We start from the raw sequence: 13,843 nt of genomic DNA, 5'->3' as shown, positions 1-13,843 counted from the left end.
CGGGAGGGGTCGGTCGCTGAGCGCGTCCAAGCGTCCGACGATCCCCGGGCGGTGCGGACTAGCCTGGGGGGATGCCGGCAGAGGGACGCAGCGGACGCCCGAGGGCCTCGTCCCGCGAGATCCTCGCCGAAGCCGCATGCGAACTGTTCCTCGAGCAGGGGTATGACGCCACCTCGGTGTCCGACATCACCACGCGCGCGGGTGTGAGCCGCTCGAGCTTCTTCAACTACTTCGCCACGAAGGGCGACGTGCTGTGGGCGGCGCTGGATGAACGCATCCTCGCGCTGACGCGACGCCTGCGCGACCAGCCTGCGGGCGACGCGGACGCCGAGGTGCGCAGCGCCGTGGCCGCCCTCGCCGACGGTTTCCGCCCCGACAGCCTTGCGCTGGCGGCGGCGCAGTCCGAGGCGATGGGCATCCGCGACGACCTCCAGCGTGAGGCGGGGGTGCGCAGGGCGCGCATCGCGGAGGCGATCGCCGAGCGGCTCCGGCGCGAGGGCGTCGATGCGCTCCACGCCGACGTGGTCGGGGCAGCGTACGGGGGCGCCGTGCTCGCGGCCATCTGGCGGTGGGCCGTGCGGGGCCCCGGCAGGACGGAGCTTGCCGATGTGCTGGCCGCCGCACTGGCGGTCGTGCCGCGCGCCGACAGCCTCGACCAGGCGGACGGCGCGCTCGCGTAAACTTGCCGCATCATGGCTACCTTCGGCACGCTCTCCGATCGGCTCACCGACACCTTCCGCAACCTCCGCAAGAAGGGCCAGCTCACGCCCGCGGACGTGGACGGAACGGTCCGCGAGATCCGTCGCGCCCTCCTCGAGGCCGACGTGGCGCTGCCGGTGGTGAAGGACTTCACCGCGGCGGTGCGCGAGCGCGCCCTCGGCGACGAGGTCAATCGTGCGCTCAACCCCGCCCAGCAGGTCGTGCAGATCGTCAACGAGGAGCTCGTCGGCATCCTCGGCGGGCAGCAGCGTCGCCTGCAGTTCGCCAAGAACCCGCCGACGATCATCATGCTCGCCGGCCTCCAGGGCTCGGGGAAGACGACCTTCGCCGGCAAGCTCGCGCGCTCGCTGGAGAAGGAGGGGCACACGCCGCTCCTGATCGCAGCAGACCTGCAGCGCCCCAACGCCGTGAACCAGCTGCAGGTGGTGGCCGAGCGCGCCGGGGCGGCGATCTACGCCCCCGAGCCGGGCAACGGCGTCGGCGACCCCGTGAAGGTCGCGCGTGACGGCGTCGAGTACGCGCGCCGCCAGCAGCACGACACCGTCATCATCGACACCGCCGGACGCCTCGGCGTGGATGCCGAGCTGATGAAGCAGGCCGCCGACATCCGCCGCGCGACCAACCCGGATGAGGTCCTGTTCGTCATCGACGCGATGATCGGTCAGGACGCCGTCAACACCGCCAAGGCGTTCCAGGAGGGCGTCGATTTCACCGGCGTGGTGCTGTCCAAGCTCGACGGCGACGCCCGCGGCGGCGCGGCCCTGTCCGTCGCATCCGTCACCGGCCGCCCCATCATCTACGCCTCCACGGGAGAGGGACTCGAGGACTTCGAGCCGTTCCACCCCGACCGCATGGCGTCGCGCATCCTCGACCTCGGCGACATCCTGACCCTCATCGAGCAGGCCCAGTCGGCCTTCGACGAGACCGAGGCGATGAAGGTCGCCGAGAAGCTCGCGACGGAGACCTTCACGCTCGAGGACTTCCTCGAGCAGATGCAGCAGATGAAGAAGATGGGCTCCATGAAGAAGATGCTCGGGATGCTCCCGGGTGTCGGCTCCATGAAGCAGCAGCTGGAGAACTTCGACGAACGCGAGATCGACCGCACCGAGGCGATCATCCGCTCCATGACGCCCGCCGAGCGGCGCAACCCGAAGCTGCTCAACGGCTCGCGACGCCTGCGGATCGCGCGCGGTTCGGGTATGACCGTGACCGACGTGAACTCCCTCGTGCAGCGGTTCGAGCAGGCCGCGAAGATGATGAAGACCATGGCCCGCGGCGGTGTGCCGAACATCCCCGGGATGGGTCCGGTCCCCGGCGCCGGTCGCCCCGGAGCGTCGTCCAAGCGCGGCAAGCAGCAGAAATCCAAGGGATCGCGGTCGGGTAACCCGGCCAAGCGGGCCGCGGAGAACGCCGGCCTGGCCGCATCCGGCCCCGCAGCCCCGACCGGGTCGGGCTTCGGCCTCGGCGGCGGCGCCGGTGCGGCCGAGCCGAGCGAGGCCGACCTCGCCGAACTGCAGAAGCTCCTCGGCCGCGGCTGACCCGCCCGCCCCTCCGTCCCTCCGTCCCCGCGCCCGGATTCAGGGGATTCGCCGAATTCAGGCCGGCATCGGCCCCAGGCGTCCTGATCCGGGCAGATCTCCTGAACTCGGATGCGGCGGAGCCTCCTCCCCACGTGGCGATCGGCGCGTCCTCTCCACGGATCCCGCGCCGAGGTGCCGACCGGCGGCGGCCCGGCGGCACTCTCGGGACATGTCTCGACACCTCGCACTCCTGCAGTGGGTCCGCGAGCGCAACGGCGTGGCCCACACGTCGGCCGCACGCGCCGCCGGATTCAGCAAGCTTGACGTCGCTCGCGCCGTGGAACTCGGGTTGCTGCGCCGCGTTCGCCGTTCTTGGGTCGTCGCACCCGACGCCGATCCCCGGCGGGCGGCGGCAGCGGCGGTCAGCGGCCGGACGACGTGTGTCACGCAGGCCGTCCTCCTCGGGCTGTGGGTTCCGAACCACGACGGGGTGCACGTCGCCGTCGCCTCGAACGCCGCTCGTTTCGACGCGGCCGGCCTCGTCGTGCACTGGGGCGCGGGGCCCGCGCCGGTGGCCGCGACGTCGAACGAAGACCCGCTCGTCAACGTGCTGTTTCATGCGGCGCGGTGTCTTCCACGCACGGAGGCGATGGTCGTGTGGGAGTCCGCTTTACGGGTGCGGCTCGCCGACGCGGCCGTTCTGCAGGCCGTTCAGTGGGGAAGCCCCGCGGCGCGGGAGTTGGCCGACGCGGCATCCTTCCTCTCGGATTCCGGACTCGAGTCCCGTTTCATCGCGGGCATGCGTGCCCTCGGGGTCGCCGTGCGCCAGCAGATCTGGCTGGATGGCCACCCCGTGGACGTGCTCATCGGGGAGCGGCTCGTGGTGCAGCTGGACGGCTTCGCGCATCACCGGGCCGCGGACCGCCGGCGGGACATCGCGCACGACGCTCGACTCCGGCTCCGCGGCTACACGGTGCTCCGGTTCGACTTCCAGCAGGTGCTGTTCGACTGGGCGTACGTCGAGGAGACCGTGGTGCTCGCCATCGCGCAGCGCCTCCACGTCGCCGCTCGCTGATCACGACCGCCCGCCGCTGCTCACCGGATTCAGGAGAATCGCCGAGATCAGGAGCAACGGAGCGAATTGGGTCCTGAATCCGGCGATTCTCCTGAATCGGGGGCCCGGGCGGGGCCGGGGCCGGGGCCGGGGTCAGGAGGCGAAGGTGCGCAGGTGCTCGCGGAGGGTCGGGCCGCTGCGGAACTCCCGGATCAGGTGCTGCGCGACCTCGCGCAGATCGCCGTCGGCGGCCTCGGCCACGGCGATCTGACGAGCCGAGCTCCCGCCGGTGCTCAGGATCGTCTCCAGCGCGGCGAGTTCGCGCCCGCACTTCAGCTCCACGGCGATGTCGGCGATCCCGTCGATCGTCTCGCGCAGGTGCTCCACGACGGGGGCCTGCGTGCCCTCGGCGTCGACGATGATGCGCGCGCCCAGGCCGTACCGGGCTGCGCGCCACTTGTTCTCCCGGATGTACCACGGCGGGATGCGGGGGATCGGCCGCCCTTCGTCGAGGTCGCGGGAGAAGCGTTCCACGAGCGTCTGGGCGAGGGCCGCGACGGCAGCGAGCTCGGGGAGGGTCGACATCCCGTCGCACGCGCGGATCTCGATCGTGCCCCACCGCGGTGCGGGGCGGATGTCCCACCGCACCTCGGTCGCGTCGGCCATCACGCCGGTGCGCATCATGTCGTCCAGGTACGCCTCGTACTGCGCCCAGTTCTCCAGCTGCCAGGGCAGCCCCGCCGTCGGCAGCTGCTGGAAGACCAGCGCCCGGTTCGACGCGTAGCCGGTGCGCTCTCCCGCCCAGAACGGGCTCGACGCCGACAGCGCCTGCAGGTGCGGCAGGTACACCGACAGGGCGTCGATGAGGGGGAAGACCTTGTTGACGTCTTCGACGCCCACATGCACGTGGATGCCCCAGATGAGCATGTTCCGCCCCCACCACTGGGTGCGCTCGATGAGCCTGTGGTAGCGGGTCTTGTCCGTCACCTGCTGGTCGTACCACTGCGCGAACGGGTGGCTTCCGGCGCACAGGAGCTCGACGCCGAGCGGCTCGGTCTGCGTGCGTACGGCGGCGATCGCGTCGGCGATGTCGTCCACGGCGGCGGCCACGGTGTCGCCCACGCCGCTGGTGAGCTCGATCGTGTTGGTGAGCAGCTCCTGCGTGATGGTGAAGCGCTCGAGCTTCGTGCTCTCTTCCAGCGGCTCGACGATGTCGGGTGCGCGGGGGACGAGATCACCGCTTTCGCGGTCGGCGAGCATCAATTCCCACTCGATCCCGACCGACGAACGTGCAGAGGGCGCGAACGGGACCGTCATGGCCACAGTCTGACATGGGGATGCACAGCGGCCGCGCGTTTCGCAGCATCCCCGGATGTCTGGCAGAATAGAGGGCTGGACCGTGTGCTCGACCCTCTATCCAGCCCCGGTCCGACCATTTGAGCTTCCGCCGGATGCGTACCCCACTCCGGCGACCGGTTCGTCACCATCCATACCACCAGGAGAATCGTGGCTGTCAAGATCCGTCTCAAGCGTCTCGGAAAGATCCGCGCGCCCTACTACCGCATCGTCGTCGCCGACTCGCGCACCAAGCGCGATGGTCGTGTCATCGAGGAGATCGGCAAGTACCACCCCACCGAGGAGCCCTCGTTCATCGAGGTCGACTCCGACCGCGCGCAGTACTGGCTCGGTGTCGGCGCGCAGCCGACCGAGCAGGTCGCCGCGCTGCTGAAGCTCACCGGCGACTGGGCCAAGTTCAAGGGCGAGAAGGACACCGCCTCGAAGGTGCGCGTCGCCGAGCCGAAGGCGCCGTTCGAGATCGACTCGTCCAAGAAGTCCGTCGTCAAGCCCAAGGCGGAGAAGAAGGCCCCCGCGGCCGACGCCGCTGCCGACGACGCCGCCGTGGCGTCCGACTCCGAGTAATCCGTTGCTGGCCGCCGCGCTCGAGCACGTCGTCAAGGGGATCGTGGATCACCCCGACGACGTGACCATCCGCTCCAGCACGTCCCCGCGTGGCGACGTGCTGGAGGTGCGCGTGCACCCGGACGACCGGGGGCGCGTGATCGGGCGCGGCGGACGCACGGCCAAGGCACTGCGCACTCTCATCTCGGCGCTCGCGGACGGTCGTCGCGTCCGCGTCGACGTCGCCGACGACTGATGTCGGACGCAGCACAGTCCCGTCCCGCCAAGCCGCCGCGCACACAGCTGCGCGTGGGCCGGCTGGTCAAGGCGCACGGGCTCAAGGGCGCCCTCAAGCTCGAGCTGTACACCGATGACCCCGACGGCCGGTTCGTCCCGGGCGCGACGTTCACGCTGCAGGTGCCGACGTCCTCGCCGTGGCACGGCAAGACGCTCACGGTGCGGGAATTCCGGTGGATGAACAGCCACGCGGTCGCGTTCTTCGAGGGCGTGGACGACCGTTCCGGCGCGGAGGAGCTCGTCCGCGCCATCCTCTGGATCGATGAGGATGCCGCATCCGCTCCCGCCGAAGACGACGCGTGGTACGACCACCAGCTGGTGGGCCTGGACGTCGTGCGCGACGGCGAGGTGGTCGGACGCGTGGCCCGCGTGGATCACATGCCCGCGCAGGATCTGCTGACCGTGACGGTGGGGGAGCGCGAAGTGCTCGTGCCCTTCGTCAAGGCGATCGTCCCCGAGGTCGACGTCACCGCCGGGCGTGTGGTGGTCACTCCGCCGCCAGGGCTGTTCGAAGACCTGCCTCCCGCGGCGGACGACGAACCGGAGCCCGCCGATACGAAGGCCGAGGCAGCCGACGCGACGCCCGACGAGGACGATCACCGGGAGGACTGACGTGCGCATCGACGTCGTCTCGATCTTCCCGTCCTTCTTCGACGCGCTCGAGGTCTCGCTGCTGGGCAAGGCCCGCGGCGCCGGCCTTCTCGACATCCGCGTGCACGACCTGCGCGACTGGACCCACGACCGCCACCGCACCGTCGACGACACCCCCTACGGTGGCGGGGCCGGCATGGTCATGAAACCCGAGCCGTGGGGCGAGGCGCTCGATGACATCGCACGCGACACGTCCGAGCGCCCCGTGTTCGTGTTCCCGTCTCCGGCCGGCGAGGTCTTCCGCCAGTCAACCGCCCGCGAACTCGCGCACGCGCCGCACCTGGTCTTCGGATGCGGCCGCTACGAGGGGATCGACGAGCGCGTGTTCGCGGAGGCGGCGAGCCTCGGCGAGGTGCGGCTGATCAGCCTGGGCGACTACGTCCTCAACGGCGGAGAGGTCGCGGCGATGGCCATGATCGAAGCCATCGGGCGACTCGTCCCCGGCGTCGTCGGCAACCCGCAGAGCCTCGTGGAGGAGTCGCACGAGGACGGTCTCCTGGAGTATCCGTCGTACACGAAGCCGGCCGTGTGGCGCGGTCGGGAAGTGCCGCCGATCCTGCTCAGCGGCAATCACGGCGCCATCGCCGCGTGGCGGCGCGAACAGCAGCTGGAGCGCACCCGCCTCCGCCGCCCCGACCTCCTGGCCGAGTGAGCGCGCCGGCGCGTTGACCCGGCGGGCTCAGTCCACGCCGAGGAACGACCGGTCGGTCAGGATGATGGGGCCCTCGGCGGTGATCGCCACCGTGTGCTCGGAGTGGGCGCCGCGCGATCCGTCGGCGCTGCGCAGCGTCCAGCCGTCCGGGTCGGTCACGAGCCGGTCGGTGGTGGCGAGGAACCACGGCTCCAGGGCCATGACCAGGCCCGCGCGCAGCGGGTAGCCCCGGCCCGGCTTGCCGTCGTTGGGCACGTGCGGGTCGCCGTGCATCTCCCGGCCGACGCCGTGGCCGCCGAAGTCGGTGTTGATGGAGTACCCATCGCCGTGCGCGACGGCGGCGATGGCGGCCGAGATGTCGCCGATGCGATTGCCCACCACGGCGGCGGCGATCGCGGCATCCAGCGCGCGCTCGGTCGTGTCGATGAGCGCGAGGTCTTCGTCACGGGGCGTGCCCACGACGAAGGACACGGCCGAATCGGCGACCCATCCGTCGATCGACACGGCGAAATCCAGCGTCACCAGGTCGCCGTCGCGCAGCGCGTAGTCGTGCGGCAGCCCGTGCAGCACGGCGTCGTTGATCGACGTGCAGATGACCTTCCCGAACGGGCTCGCCCCGAACGAGGGGTGGTAGTCGATGTAGCACGACTGGGCACCGGCGCGACGGATCATGTCGTGCGCGCGCCGATCGATCGCGAGCAGGTTGGTGCCCACCTTCGTCTCATCACGCAGGGTCGCCAGCGCCTCCGCCACGAAGCGGCCCGCCGGCCGCATCGCTTCGATCTCCGCCGGGGTGCGCAACTCGATCATGGGTGTCCTTCCGTCCCCTCCATTGTCGGTCATGTGCCAGCCGAGAGGATGCCGAGGGAAAGCCCGGGCCCGAGACGGCCGCGCGACCCCGGCGTTAGCATCGGAGCATGTGGCTTCGTCGCGCGTTCTTCTGGTGGTTGTTCCCGGCTGCCGTCGTGCTTCCGGCGTGGCTGCTGGCCGGCTGGATCGCCTTCGACGCGAGCGGCTGGGCCCTGCTGTGGGTGCTGTTCCTCGCGATGCCGTCGGTGTTCGTCGCCCAACTGATCCTCGCGTTCCTCGTGCGTGCGCGCTCCAGCGTCCGCATCATGCGCGCCGTGTCGTGGTGGGACGTGCTGGGTTTCGGTGTCTGGCATGCCCTCGTCATCGCCACGGGACTGTTCAGCGCGACGTGGTTCGCCCCGGTCCTCGTCATGGCCCTGTTCGTCGCCGTCGCCCTGTTCTGGCTTACGCTGTGGCAGTTGTTCCGTGAGGCGCGAGACGGCGCGCGGGCGTACCTGCGCGCCGCCGACGGCACCGCCTACCTTCCGCCGCCGCAGCAGCAGCCGCAGCCGAAGGCGAGCGAGACGCCCGTGATCGTCGTCGTCGAGCGGACGCCGGACGCCTGACGGTTTGGGGGCCCACCGCATCCATGGCAGAATGGATGCTTGTGCCCTGACCGGCTCTGCCACAGGGGAGTCCGCCGCGTTCCCGCGGCCTCGGGCACACTCGAAACCTCACCAACCATCGTGCGATCGACCTGTGGCGGTCGCAGGAAGAGAAGATCATGCAGATCCTCGATGCCGTCGACGCGGCCTCGCTCCGTTCGGACATCCCCGACTTCGGTCCCGGCGACACCGTCAAGGTGCACGTGAACATCACCGAGGGCACCCGCTCTCGTATCCAGATCTTCCAGGGCATCGTGCTCGGTCGCTCGGGTGACGGTGTGCGCGAGACCTTCACCGTTCGCAAGATCAGCTTCCAGGTGGGCGTGGAGCGCACCTTCCCGGTGCACAGCCCCGTGATCGACCACATCGAGGTCGTGACCCGCGGTGACGTCCGCCGCGCCAAGCTCTACTACCTCCGTGCCCTGCGCGGCAAGAAGGCCAAGATCAAGGAGAAGCGCGACCGCTGAGCGCAGCTTCGTCCGAGAACGCCCCGGCTTCGGCCGGGGCGTTCTGCGTTTCCCGCTGAACCGCTGGGTGGATTCCCGCTGCGCGCGCCAGGTGTGCGACGCTTGACGGGCGGTTCGCGTCGTCCCTGCGAGCCCGGTGAAGGATCCCATGAGCAGCGAGCAGACCGCATCCGTCCCGTCGGCGGCCGCCGGTCCCGTGGGCGGGGAGCAGGATCGCCGGCGCGGCTGGCTGATCTTCCTGCGCGACGTCGTGGTGATCATGGTCGTGGCACTGCTGGTGTCGTTCCTCGTGAAGACCTTCGTCGTGCGTTCGTTCTACATCCCGTCCGGCTCGATGGCGCAGACGCTGCTCGTGGACGACCGCATCCTCGTCGACGAGGTGACGCCGCGCTTCGGCGGCTACGAGCGCGGCGACGTGGTGGTCTTCCGCGATCCGGGCGGATGGCTCCCACCGTCGGTGAGAGCACCCCGCCCGGCCATCGTGGAGGCGGGGGAGTGGCTGCTGTCCCTCGTGGGGCTCTCGGCGCCCGACAGCGACGATCACCTCATCAAACGGGTCGTCGGTGTCGCCGGCGACCACGTCGTGTGCTGCAACGCCCTCGGTCAGGTGAGCGTGAACGGCGTCCCGATCGACGAGACCGACTACCTCAACCTCCCGCCGGGCCGCAATGCCGCCGAGCCGGTGCCGTACGAGATCGACGTGCCGGAGGGATCGCTGTGGGTCCTGGGCGACAATCGCGACAGCTCCCGAGACTCGCGATACAACCAGGATCAGCCTGGGGAGGGCTTCGTCCCGCTGGAGAACGTCGTGGGCCGCGCGTTCCTCAAGACATGGCCGATGAGCCGTTTCGGTCCCATCGACTTCCACCATGACGTCTTCGCCGGCATCCCCTCCGCCGAGGACGCGCCATGACCGTCGTCGAACCTCGTCTCACGCTCGAGCGGCGCCTGCTGAAGGAGCACGCGCTGATCATCGCGTGCGACGAGGTGGGCCGCGGCGCCCTCGCGGGACCCGTGGCGGTCGGCGCGGCGGTGATCGACCCGGAGCGCTCGCGCAAGCGCATCCCCGCGGGGCTGCGCGACTCCAAGCTCGTGCCCGAGCCCAAGCGTGCTGAGGTGGCCGCGCGGGCGTCGTCGTGGGTCGCCGCCAGCGCCGTGGGGTGGGCGAGTTCCGCGGAGATCGACCAGGTCGGGATCATGCGGGCGCTCGGGCTCGCGGCCATCCGGGCCATCGCCGATCTGCGCAGCCACGGTGTCGTCCCCGAGCACGCGATCGTGATCCTCGACGGCAACTACGACTACATCACCCCCGCCGGGGCGGCAGGGCTCCACGTCACGCCGGTGATCAAGGCCGACCGCGACTGCGCGAGCGCCGCCGCGGCATCCGTCATCGCCAAGGTCGCCCGAGACGCCGTGATGACCGGCCTGCACGACGAGACTCCGGCGTACCAGTGGGTGCGCAACAAGGGCTACGCCAGCCCCGAGCATCGCGACGCGATCCGGGCGCACGGGATGAGCCCGCATCACCGCCAGTCGTGGGCGATCGCCGACGCCCCGACGCTGTTCTGACCCGCCGAGCCCACGCGCCGTGGCCCACCGCACCCGCACGGCGCGCCCTAGGATGGAAACACCATGGATGACGATGTCTTCGAGGACTACGACCGCGAACTCGAACTCGCGCTGTACCGCGAGTATCGCGACGTCGTCTCGCAGTTCCAGTACGTGATAGAGACCGAGCGCAGGTTCTACCTCGCCAACGAGGTCAACGTCGTGCGCCGCGACACCGAGCACGATTTCTACTTCGAGATCTCGATGAACGACGTGTGGGTGTGGGACATCTACCGGGCCGACCGGTTCGTGAAGTCCGTGCGCGTGCTCACGTTCAAGGACGTCAACGTCGAGGAGTTGTCGCGCCGCGACTTCCAGCTTCCCGAAGAGCTCTCGCTCGACGGCTGATCCCGCCTCTCCTCCCCAAGCCCGCCGTTTCGCGCGCCGTCCACGGATGACGCCCGAGCGCGTAGCCGCCCGTGCGTGCACGAGCAGGCTGGGCGCATGGCAGCCAAAGACGACTTCGGCAGGGCGGGCGAGGAACGCGCCGCCGCGCACCTGCGGGCGCACGGGTACACCGTCCTCGACCGCAATTGGCGGTGTCCGCAGGGCGAGATCGACCTCGTCGCGGTGCGCGGGCGCGACCTCGTGGTGGTGGAGGTCAAGTCGCGTCGCTCGGAGGCGTTCGGGCATCCCCTCGAGGCCATCGACGAGCGCAAAGGGGCCCGGTTGTGGCGACTGGCACTGGCGTGGATCGCCGCACACCCGGCGGATGCGCGCGGCCGGCGTCTGCGCGTGGACGCCATCGCCCTGACCGGCATCGACCCGGCCACGGCGATGCTGGAGCATCTCGAGGACGCATTGTGACCACGGCGCGAACGCTCTCGATCGCCCTGTCGGGACTCGACGGCGCCGTTGTCGAGGTCGAGGCGGATCTGACGCCGCAGACACCCGGATTCCGGGTCATCGGGCTCCCCGACAAGGCGATCGGCGAGGCCGTGCAGCGGGTGACCAACGCGTGCGCCAACCGCAATCTGCCCCTTCCGCGGCGTCGGCTGACCGTGAACCTCTCCCCGGCGAGCGTGCCCAAACACGGCTCGGGCTTCGACGTGGCGATCGCCGTCGCCGCCCTGGCCACGGAGCATCCCCTGGATGCGGCACGGTTGGCGGCGACCGTGCACATCGGCGAGCTCGGCCTGGATGGCCGCCTGCGCCCGCTGCCCGGGGTGCTCCCCGCCGTGCTCGCCGCCGCCAGGAGCGGCGTCACCCGCGCCGTCGTGCCGTGGGCGAACCGGGAGGAGGCGCTGCTCGTGGACGGCATCGAGGTCTTCGGCGCCGTGTGCCTGGCCGACGTGCTGCGCTGGCACGGGGCGGCCACCGATGCCCCCGAACTCGACGCCGTCACCGCACTGGGCGGGGTCGAGCCGGTGGCGTCCGACGAGGTGCCCGACCTCGCGGACGTCATCGGACAGCCCGAGGCGGTCGAGGCGATGGTGGTCGCCGCCGCCGGCGGGCATCACGTGCTGCTGAGCGGACCGCCCGGTGCGGGCAAGACGATGCTCGCCCGGCGGCTGCCGGGCATCCTGCCGCCGCTGGATGACGATGCAGCGCTCACCGCCGCGTGCGTGCGCTCGCTCGCGGGCGCGTCCGTGACCGCCCTCTCCCGTACGCCCCCGTGGGAGGCGCCCCACCACAGTGCGAGTGTCGGCGCGCTCGTGGGCGGGGGATCGCGCATCGTGCGCCCCGGCGCCATCGCGCGCGCCAGCGGCGGCGTGCTGTTCCTCGACGAAGCGGGAGAGTTCGCCGCCTCCGCGCTGGATGCCCTGCGTCAGCCACTGGAGTCCGGCACGATCGCCATCCACCGCGCCGGAGCGCACGCGTCGTATCCCGCTCGGTTCCAGCTGGTGCTCGCCACCAATCCGTGCCCGTGCGGTCAGTACGGCGTCCCCGGCGGCACGTGCGTGTGCCCGCCGCACGCGATCCGCCGTTACCTCGGGCGCTTGTCGGGACCGCTGCTGGACCGCATCGACATCGAGCTGTCGCTGCGGCGGGTCTCCGTCGCTCACCGTGACGCCGCACCTTCTGCCACCACCAGTGCCGCCGCGCGCGAGCGGGTGCTCGCCGCGCGCGACCGCACCGTTGCGCGGCTGGCCGACACGCCGTGGCGCCGCAACGCCGATGTACCGGGGACGTGGCTGCGGCAGGGGCCGCTCGCCCTGGCACCGATCGTCCGTCGCCCGCTGGATGCCGCTCTGCACCGCGGCGCCCTCACCCTGCGCGGGTACGACCGCGTCCTTCGGGTCGCCTGGACCCTCGCCGACCTCGCCGGGCGCGCCACCGTGGATGTGGCCGACATCGGCCGGGCGCTCTTCCTCAAGAGGGGGGTCATGGCATGAGGGGGTTCGATCTGTCGCCCGGCGCCTGTGCCGCGGCGCTGCGCGGCGTGCACGTGGCATCCGACGCATCCGCCGACGTGTACGCCCGCGCCGTGTGGAGCGTGCTCACCGAGCCGGGCGACCGTGTCGCCGGGGCGCTGATCGCCCACCTGGGTGCGGCCTCGGCGCTGCGGCACGCCCTGTCGGGCGACACGGAGGAGGTGCCGCTGTCGCCGCGGGATGTGGCGGCCGCACGGGAGCGATGGATGCCGCGTGCCGACCCCGCTCTCGTCGCCACGGCGCTGGAACGAGCCCGCCGGTCGGGCACGCGCCTGGTCGTGCCCGGAGACGCGGAGTGGCCCGCGCGCCTGGACGACCTGGGCGAGCATGCGCCGCACGTCCTGTGGATGCAGGGGACACCCGACGAGTGGGACGCCACCCCGGCCGTCGCCTTGGTGGGGGCCCGCGCGGCGACCGGATACGGCGAGCACGTCGCAGCGGAGCTGGCGTCCGACCTGGCCGGCGGCGGGGTGACCGTGGTCTCCGGCGCCGCGTACGGGATCGACGGGGTCGCCCATCGCGCGGCGCTGTCCGCCGGCGGACGCACCGTGGCGCTCCTGGCCGGCGGTATCGACCGCCCGTACCCGACCGGTCACACCGACCTCATCCGGCGCATCGCAAGCCACGGCGTGGTCGCGGGGGAGACGCCCTGCGGCACCGCGCCCAGCAAATGGCGCTTCCTCGCGAGAAACCGGCTGATCGCGGCGCTGTCCGACGCCACGATCATCGTGGAAGCGGGGGCCCGCAGCGGTTCGCTCAACACCGCCGCGCACGCGGCCTCGCTCGGCCGCGCGCTCGGGGCGGTTCCCGGACCGGTCACCAGCGCCGCATCCGCGGGGGCGCACCGCGTCCTGCGGGAGTTCGACGGCGTGTGCATCACCCGCGCCGACGATGTGCGCGAGCTTCTCGGACTCTCCGTCTCCGCCCCGGCCCTGTCCGGGGGCCGCTCCGCCGAGCTCACGCGCCTCCTGGATGCGGCGAGCACGCGTGTCGCGGTGCCCGCCCTGGAACTGGCTCGCCGCAGCGGGCTCGCCGTGGCCGAGGTCGAGGCGCTCGTGGGACTGGCGTCCCTGTCGGGCGATCTCGTGGCCGACGGGGACGGGTGGCGGCGCGCGCCGACCCGGTGACCCGCCCGCGCGTCCGCCC

17 protein-coding genes are annotated in these 13,843 nt (G+C 71.3%); 15 read left to right on the top strand and 2 right to left on the bottom strand.

Translation table 11 applies throughout. The annotated features are described in order from the left end of the window. Window positions 1-71: 71 nt before the first annotated feature. The 3 genes from F6J85_RS10010 (at window position 72) to F6J85_RS10000 (ending at window position 3,315) form a co-directional block, all read left to right on the top strand. Window positions 72-680, top strand: a complete 609-nt coding sequence (locus tag F6J85_RS10010) for a TetR/AcrR family transcriptional regulator (RefSeq protein WP_150924858.1) — start codon at window positions 72-74, stop codon at window positions 678-680. A 12-nt stretch (window positions 681-692) separates the two neighbouring features. After that, window positions 693-2,258: a signal recognition particle protein gene (gene ffh / locus F6J85_RS10005; RefSeq protein ID WP_150924857.1), complete on the top strand. Its 1,566-nt coding sequence runs from the start codon at window positions 693-695 to the stop codon at window positions 2,256-2,258. Window positions 2,259-2,469: 211 nt separating this feature from the next. Beyond that, on the top strand, window positions 2,470-3,315 hold the full coding sequence (locus F6J85_RS10000; protein WP_150924856.1) for an endonuclease domain-containing protein: 846 nt from the start codon (window positions 2,470-2,472) through the stop codon (window positions 3,313-3,315). Between the two features lie 132 nt (window positions 3,316-3,447). Here the strand turns inward: F6J85_RS10000 and F6J85_RS09995 are convergent, their stop codons facing one another. Next, entirely contained in the window at window positions 3,448-4,611 is a 1,164-nt protein-coding gene (locus tag F6J85_RS09995; RefSeq protein WP_150924855.1) for a glutamate--cysteine ligase, read from the bottom strand. Between the two features lie 189 nt (window positions 4,612-4,800). Here F6J85_RS09995 and rpsP point away from each other — a divergent pair, with 189 nt between their 5' ends. Genes rpsP through trmD form a run of 4 tightly spaced genes read left to right on the top strand, consistent with a single transcriptional unit; the run spans window position 4,801 to window position 6,793 of the window. Next, entirely contained in the window at window positions 4,801-5,214 is a 414-nt protein-coding gene (gene rpsP / locus F6J85_RS09990) for a 30S ribosomal protein S16 (RefSeq protein ID WP_150924854.1), read from the top strand. Between the two features lie 4 nt (window positions 5,215-5,218). After that, window positions 5,219-5,449, top strand: coding sequence for an RNA-binding protein (locus F6J85_RS09985; protein ID WP_135067122.1), 231 nt, complete (start codon window positions 5,219-5,221; stop codon window positions 5,447-5,449). Further along, entirely contained in the window at window positions 5,449-6,102 is a 654-nt protein-coding gene (gene rimM / locus F6J85_RS09980; RefSeq protein WP_150924853.1) for a ribosome maturation factor RimM, read from the top strand. The genes F6J85_RS09985 and rimM overlap by 1 nt, the downstream gene beginning before the upstream one ends. A 1-nt stretch (window position 6,103) precedes the next feature. Then, window positions 6,104-6,793 (top strand): tRNA (guanosine(37)-N1)-methyltransferase TrmD, encoded by a 690-nt coding sequence (gene trmD / locus F6J85_RS09975; RefSeq protein WP_150924852.1) that lies wholly within the window; start codon window positions 6,104-6,106, stop codon window positions 6,791-6,793. 27 nt (window positions 6,794-6,820) lie between these two features. Here the strand turns inward: trmD and map are convergent, their stop codons facing one another. Next, entirely contained in the window at window positions 6,821-7,603 is a 783-nt protein-coding gene (map, locus tag F6J85_RS09970; protein ID WP_150924851.1) for a type I methionyl aminopeptidase, read from the bottom strand. A 107-nt stretch (window positions 7,604-7,710) separates the two neighbouring features. On the opposite strand from map, the gene F6J85_RS09965 reads away from it, so the two are divergent. From F6J85_RS09965 to dprA, 8 genes are all read left to right on the top strand, one after another. Then, the gene (locus tag F6J85_RS09965) at window positions 7,711-8,208 is read left to right on the top strand and encodes an MFS transporter permease (RefSeq protein ID WP_150924850.1); all 498 of its coding nucleotides are present in this window, start codon (window positions 7,711-7,713) and stop codon (window positions 8,206-8,208) included. A gap of 158 nt (window positions 8,209-8,366) precedes the next feature. After that, window positions 8,367-8,714, top strand: a complete 348-nt coding sequence (rplS, locus tag F6J85_RS09960) for a 50S ribosomal protein L19 (protein ID WP_135071207.1) — start codon at window positions 8,367-8,369, stop codon at window positions 8,712-8,714. 148 nt (window positions 8,715-8,862) lie between these two features. After that, entirely contained in the window at window positions 8,863-9,627 is a 765-nt protein-coding gene (gene lepB / locus F6J85_RS09955; protein ID WP_150924849.1) for a signal peptidase I, read from the top strand. Further along, window positions 9,624-10,283 (top strand): ribonuclease HII, encoded by a 660-nt coding sequence (locus F6J85_RS09950; RefSeq protein ID WP_150921914.1) that lies wholly within the window; start codon window positions 9,624-9,626, stop codon window positions 10,281-10,283. Before lepB ends, F6J85_RS09950 begins: the two co-directional genes overlap by 4 nt. Before the next feature lie 63 nt (window positions 10,284-10,346). Then, window positions 10,347-10,670 carry a DUF2469 family protein gene (locus tag F6J85_RS09945; protein WP_135067100.1) on the top strand — a complete coding sequence of 108 codons (324 nt, stop codon included), beginning with the start codon at window positions 10,347-10,349 and terminating at the stop codon, window positions 10,668-10,670. 96 nt (window positions 10,671-10,766) lie between these two features. Next, window positions 10,767-11,129: a YraN family protein gene (locus F6J85_RS09940; RefSeq protein WP_150924848.1), complete on the top strand. Its 363-nt coding sequence runs from the start codon at window positions 10,767-10,769 to the stop codon at window positions 11,127-11,129. Continuing rightward, window positions 11,126-12,658 (top strand): YifB family Mg chelatase-like AAA ATPase, encoded by a 1,533-nt coding sequence (locus tag F6J85_RS09935; protein WP_150924847.1) that lies wholly within the window; start codon window positions 11,126-11,128, stop codon window positions 12,656-12,658. Before F6J85_RS09940 ends, F6J85_RS09935 begins: the two co-directional genes overlap by 4 nt. Further along, entirely contained in the window at window positions 12,655-13,824 is a 1,170-nt protein-coding gene (gene dprA, locus F6J85_RS09930; protein ID WP_150924846.1) for a DNA-processing protein DprA, read from the top strand. The genes F6J85_RS09935 and dprA overlap by 4 nt, the downstream gene beginning before the upstream one ends. The last annotated feature ends 19 nt before the right edge of the window (window positions 13,825-13,843 follow it).

This window comes from Microbacterium lushaniae (assembly GCF_008727775.1).
GTDB classification, from domain to species: domain Bacteria; phylum Actinomycetota; class Actinomycetes; order Actinomycetales; family Microbacteriaceae; genus Microbacterium; species Microbacterium lushaniae.
This window is presented reverse-complemented; position numbering and strand designations above follow the sequence as displayed.

Excerpts from the sequence above, each read along its gene's own strand:
- F6J85_RS09945 (WP_135067100.1), top strand. The coding sequence starts at position 10,347 with ATGGATGACGATGTCTTCGAGGACTACGACCGCGAACTCGAACTCGCG.
- rplS (WP_135071207.1), top strand. The coding sequence starts at position 8,367 with ATGCAGATCCTCGATGCCGTCGACGCGGCCTCGCTCCGTTCGGACATC.
- map (WP_150924851.1), bottom strand. The coding sequence starts at position 7,603 with ATGATCGAGTTGCGCACCCCGGCGGAGATCGAAGCGATGCGGCCGGCG.
- ffh (WP_150924857.1), top strand. The coding sequence starts at position 693 with ATGGCTACCTTCGGCACGCTCTCCGATCGGCTCACCGACACCTTCCGC.
- lepB (WP_150924849.1), top strand. The coding sequence starts at position 8,863 with ATGAGCAGCGAGCAGACCGCATCCGTCCCGTCGGCGGCCGCCGGTCCC.
- dprA (WP_150924846.1), top strand. The coding sequence starts at position 12,655 with ATGAGGGGGTTCGATCTGTCGCCCGGCGCCTGTGCCGCGGCGCTGCGC.
- F6J85_RS10010 (WP_150924858.1), top strand. The coding sequence starts at position 72 with ATGCCGGCAGAGGGACGCAGCGGACGCCCGAGGGCCTCGTCCCGCGAG.
- F6J85_RS09940 (WP_150924848.1), top strand. The coding sequence starts at position 10,767 with ATGGCAGCCAAAGACGACTTCGGCAGGGCGGGCGAGGAACGCGCCGCC.
- F6J85_RS09965 (WP_150924850.1), top strand. The coding sequence starts at position 7,711 with ATGTGGCTTCGTCGCGCGTTCTTCTGGTGGTTGTTCCCGGCTGCCGTC.
- F6J85_RS10000 (WP_150924856.1), top strand. The coding sequence starts at position 2,470 with ATGTCTCGACACCTCGCACTCCTGCAGTGGGTCCGCGAGCGCAACGGC.
- rimM (WP_150924853.1), top strand. The coding sequence starts at position 5,449 with ATGTCGGACGCAGCACAGTCCCGTCCCGCCAAGCCGCCGCGCACACAG.
- F6J85_RS09995 (WP_150924855.1), bottom strand. The coding sequence starts at position 4,611 with ATGACGGTCCCGTTCGCGCCCTCTGCACGTTCGTCGGTCGGGATCGAG.
- F6J85_RS09950 (WP_150921914.1), top strand. The coding sequence starts at position 9,624 with ATGACCGTCGTCGAACCTCGTCTCACGCTCGAGCGGCGCCTGCTGAAG.